We start from the raw sequence: 4192 nt of genomic DNA on the forward strand, positions 1-4192 counted from the left end.
GTATGGCGGGCCCGGGGGGGCCCGTGCGCGGGGTTTCGCCCCCCGTTGCGGGGGGGTTGGGGGGGGGGGGGGGGGGGGGGGGGGGGGGGGGGGGCGGCCGGGGGGGGGGGCCGCCCCCACCGCGGGATCAGGTCAGGGACCGGATCAGGGCGCGGAGCCCGCCGCCGCGGCCTGCTCCGCCTGGGCGTTCGACTGGTCGAGCAGCTCCTGCATGCGCGGCTGCACCTCGGCGAGGTAGTCGGCCGCCTTCTGCTTGCCGTCCAGCACCGGCTGGATGCCGACCCAGAGCTCGTCGTACCACTCGGCGCCGTAGGTGAACGACGCCGGCATCTCGCGCCCGTAGTCCTCGGCGATGTCGAGGAACTCCTGGCGGTTCCTGGGCTTCAGCGAGTCGTCCTCCTCGACCTCGGCGGCCCACTCCTGCGCCGTGTCGATCCGGTTCGGGATCTGGACGTTGGCGTCGACGAGCGTCTGCTGCGCGGCCTCGTCGGTGGACAGGTAGGTGGCCAGCTTCACCGCGTCCTCGGGCAGGTCCGTGGTGTTCGAGACGCCGATGCCGAGCGAGCCGACCCAGGTGGCGGGCTCGCCGGTCCTGCCGACGGGCCAGGGCATGAGGTCGTACTCGAAGTCGAGGTCGTTGTAGACGCTCATGTCCCAGGGGCCGACGGGGAAGAAGCCGATCTCCCCGGCCATGAAGCGCTGGTAGGTGTCGAGCGTCTGCGCCTGCTCGGGGTTCGGGGTGACGCCCTGCTCGGTGAGGTCGGCGATGAACTGGATCGCCTCGGCGAACTCCGGGGTGTCGACGGTGACCTGCGTGTGGTCCTCGTTGGTCCAGTCGCCGCCGTTGCTCCACACGAAGGACTGCGAGTTCCACTGCACGTTGAGGCCGGTGCCCCACTGGTCGGTCTCGCCGTCGCCGTCGGTGTCCTGGGTGAGCTTCTTGCAGATCTTCAGCCACTCGTCCCAGGTGAGGGGCTCGTCCGGGTCGGGCCGCTCGACCCCGGCCTTCTCGAGCAGGTCGGCGTTGTAGCCGAACGCGAACGGGCCGATGTCCTTGGGCAGCCCGTAGAGCTTGCCCCCGGGGGTGCCCTGGGTGGTGCCGTCGAACCGGTAGGAGTCGACGCCGTACGGCCAGATGTTGTCGAGGTCGACCCCCTGCTCGGCGACCTGGTCCGTGATGTCCATGAGGACGCCCGAGCTCACGTAGGACTGGAGGCTGGCCTGCTCGATGTAGAAGACGTCGGGCACCTTGTTGCCCGCGACGGCGGCCTGGAGCTTCTGGGCGTACTGGTCCGCCGAGGTGACGATCATCTTGACCTTCACACCGGTGTCCTCGGTGAAGCGGTCGATGGCCTCCTGGTAGGCCTTCTTCTCGTCGTCGCCACCGCGGAACATGAACGTGAGCGTGCCGTCGTCGGTGCCGCTCCCGCCGCCGGAGCCGCAGGCGGCGAGGGTGCTGGCGGCCACCAGGGCGGTGGCGATGCCGGCGATCAGTCGTGACTTCCTCATCACGGGGTCCTCTCGGGGAGATCCGGGCCGCTCCGGCGCGGCGTCGCCCCGATGCGGTTTACATCGATGAAGAACCATCGACGGCGCCCAATCTGACACGGCTCGGGCGGCGTGGTCAAGTGGCCCAGGTCACGCCTCTGCAACGATGAAGAGGGCGGCGGGAGAATCCTCGGGGTCGCGGGGGAGCGCGGGGCCGGCGAGGGAGGCGCGACGCCGTGGTCGCCCAGGACCCGGGGCGGGTCGATCGGCTAGGATCGCGAGGGTCGCGACTGGCGTACAGGTGGATCACCACCGGGGAGCGACGCGCTGTGCAGACGACGGGTCGTTCGCCTGGGCCCGGTCGTCGTCCGACACGTCCGTCCGACACAGCTGGAGAACGCCTGATGAGCACTCCCGATCCCACGTTCAACGCGCCCCTGGCGGAGCTCGACCCCGAGATCGCCGCCGTCCTCGAGGGCGAGCTGACCCGTCAGCGCGACACCCTCGAGATGATCGCGAGCGAGAACTTCGTGCCGCGCGCGGTCCTGCAGGCGCAGGGCAGCGTCCTGACCAACAAGTACGCCGAGGGCTACCCGGGCCGCCGCTACTACGGCGGCTGCGAGCAGGTCGACATCGCGGAGAACCTCGCGATCGCCCGTGCCAAGGACCTTTTCGGCGCCGAGGCCGCCAACGTCCAGCCGCACTCCGGCGCGCAGGCCAACGCGGCCGTGCTGCACGCCCTCATCAACGCGGGCGACAAGATCCTCGGCCTCGAGCTGGCCCACGGCGGCCACCTCACGCACGGCATGAAGATCAACTTCTCCGGCAAGCTCTACGACGTCGGCGCCTACGGCGTGGACCCGCAGTCGTACCGGATCGAGATGGACGAGGTCCGCAAGCGCGCCCTCGAGCACCGCCCGGACGTCATCATCGCCGGCTGGTCCGCCTACCCCCGCCACCTCGACTTCGCCGCCTTCCGCGACGTCGCGGACGAGGTCGGCGCCAAGCTGTGGGTCGACATGGCGCACTTCGCCGGCCTCGTGGCCGCGGGCCTGCACCCGAGCCCCGTGCCGCACGCGGACGTCGTGTCCTCCACGGTGCACAAGACCATCGGCGGGCCCCGCTCCGGCTTCATCCTGAGCAAGGAGGAGCACGCCAAGAAGATCAACTCGGCCGTGTTCCCGGGTCAGCAGGGCGGCCCGCTCATGCACGTGATCGCGGCCAAGGCCGTGGCGTTCAAGGTCGCCGGCACCGACGAGTTCAAGGACCGTCAGGAGCGGACGCTGCGCGGCGCGCAGATCATCGCGGAGCGGCTGTCGCAGGCGGACGTCGCCGAGCAGGGGGTGTCCGTCCTCACCGGCGGCACCGACGTGCACCTGGTGCTCGTCGACCTGCGGAACTCCTCGCTCGACGGCCAGCAGGCCGAGGACCTCCTGCACGACGCCGGCATCACCGTGAACCGCAACGCCGTGCCGTTCGACCCGCGCCCGCCGCGCGTCACCTCCGGACTGCGGATCGGCACGCCGGCGCTCGCCACCCGCGGGTTCGGCGACGCCGAGTTCACCGAGGTCGCCGACATCATCGCCGTCGCCCTGCGGGACGGCGCCTCGGCCGACGTCGACGCGCTCGCGGCCCGCGTCGCGAAGCTCACGGCCGACTTCCCGCTCTACCCCGGGCTGTCCCAGTGACCGCGCAGGTCCTGGACGGCAAGGCCACCGCGGCCACGATCAAGGCCGAGCTGCGCGAGCGGGTGACCGCTCTGCGCGAGCGCGGCGTCGTGCCGGGGCTCGGCACGCTGCTCGTGGGCGAGGACCCGGGCTCGCAGTGGTACGTCGCCGGCAAGCACCGGGACTGCGCGGAGGTCGGCATCGAGTCGATCCGCGAGGACCTTCCCGCCACGGCCACGCAGGACGAGATCGAGGCGGCCGTGCGGCGGCTCAACGAGGACCCGGCGTGCACCGGGTTCATCGTGCAGCTCCCGCTGCCGAAGGGTGTCGACACCAACCGCGTGCTCGAGCTGATCGACCCGGACAAGGACGCCGACGGCCTGCACCCGACCAACCTCGGGCGCCTCGTGCTGCGCGTCAACGAGGAGGTCACCTCCCCGCTGCCCTGCACGCCCCGCGGCATCATCGACCTGCTGCTGCGGCACGACGTCGACCTCCAGGGCAAGGAGGTCGTCGTGGTGGGCCGCGGCGTGACCGTCGGCCGCTCGATCGGCCTGCTGCTCACGCGGCGCGCCGTCAACGCGACGGTCACGCTCACCCACACGGGCACCACCGACCTGCCGGCCCTCGTGAAGCGGGCCGATGTCGTCGTGGCGGCGGCCGGCGTCAAGGGGATCGTCACGGCGGACATGGTCAAGCCGGGCGCGGTGCTCGTCGACGTCGGCGTCTCCCGGGAGACCGACCCGGAGACGGGCAAGTCGCGCGTGGTGGGCGACATCGACCCGGCCGCGCGCGAGGTCGCGTCCTGGTACTCGCCCAACCCGGGCGGCGTCGGGCCGATGACGCGCGCCATGCTGCTGGCCAACGTCGTGGACACCGCGGAGCGCACCACGCCGAGATAGAGAAGCGGGGCCCCCCCGCGAGGGGGGGGGGGGGGGGGGGGGGGCGGGGGGCGGGGGGGCCCCGCGGCGCAGGTGCCCCCCCGGGGGGGCGCGGTGCTCAGCGGGGGGGGGCGCGCGCGGGGGCGCCGGGGCGGG

3 protein-coding genes and 1 riboswitch are annotated in these 4192 nt (G+C 72.2%); of the genes, 2 read left to right on the forward strand and 1 reads right to left on the reverse strand.

Annotated elements, in window-relative coordinates; all coding sequences use genetic code 11:
- Positions 1-144: 144 nt before the first annotated feature.
- On the reverse strand, positions 145-1509 hold the full coding sequence (locus ACH443_RS19735; protein WP_429766277.1) for an ABC transporter substrate-binding protein: 1365 nt from the start codon (positions 1507-1509) through the stop codon (positions 145-147).
- A 255-nt stretch (positions 1510-1764) separates the two neighbouring features.
- Positions 1765-1852, forward strand: a riboswitch (ZMP/ZTP riboswitch).
- A 40-nt stretch (positions 1853-1892) separates the two neighbouring features.
- On the opposite strand from ACH443_RS19735, the gene glyA reads away from it, so the two are divergent.
- Positions 1893-3176, forward strand: coding sequence for a serine hydroxymethyltransferase (glyA, locus tag ACH443_RS19740; protein WP_429766278.1), 1284 nt, complete (start codon positions 1893-1895; stop codon positions 3174-3176).
- Positions 3173-4057 (forward strand): bifunctional methylenetetrahydrofolate dehydrogenase/methenyltetrahydrofolate cyclohydrolase, encoded by an 885-nt coding sequence (locus ACH443_RS19745; RefSeq protein WP_429766279.1) that lies wholly within the window; start codon positions 3173-3175, stop codon positions 4055-4057. Before glyA ends, ACH443_RS19745 begins: the two co-directional genes overlap by 4 nt.
- The last annotated feature ends 135 nt before the right edge of the window (positions 4058-4192 follow it).

The sequence above is a fragment of the Isoptericola sp. NPDC019571 genome (genome assembly GCF_044389385.1).
In the GTDB taxonomy this organism is placed as follows: domain Bacteria; phylum Actinomycetota; class Actinomycetes; order Actinomycetales; family Cellulomonadaceae; genus Isoptericola; species Isoptericola nanjingensis.